Source organism: Lactiplantibacillus sp. C232 (assembly GCF_023806725.1).
Taxonomy (GTDB): Bacteria; Bacillota; Bacilli; order Lactobacillales; family Lactobacillaceae; genus Lactiplantibacillus; species Lactiplantibacillus plantarum.
Genome location: NZ_JAMSKZ010000080.1, coordinates 1 through 235, shown reverse-complemented (window position 1 = coordinate 235; position 235 = coordinate 1). Strand labels below are relative to the sequence as shown.

Genomic DNA, 235 nt, shown 5'->3' with positions numbered 1-235 from the left:
ACGAGTAATCAGTTCATTACGGGATATCGGCTTTTCCAAAATCCAACCGACACACGAACCTTACAACCGTTTATTGAACATTTAAAGGCCAACAATGTGTTAGGTCACACCATCGTTGCCGATGCCGGATACGGTTCCGAAAGTAATTATCGGTACTTGGAAGATGAATTCGGTCAGCATACCGTTTTAATTCCATACGGCACAATGCTTAAAGAGAATAGTCGAAAATGGCAAA

The 235-nt window shown here is 41.7% G+C and carries 1 protein-coding gene; it reads left to right on the top strand.

What is annotated here, in order from left to right:
- Positions 1-235, top strand: a 235-nt coding sequence (locus tag MZO41_RS16710; protein WP_252129728.1) for a transposase, incomplete at both ends; no start/stop codon positions are given.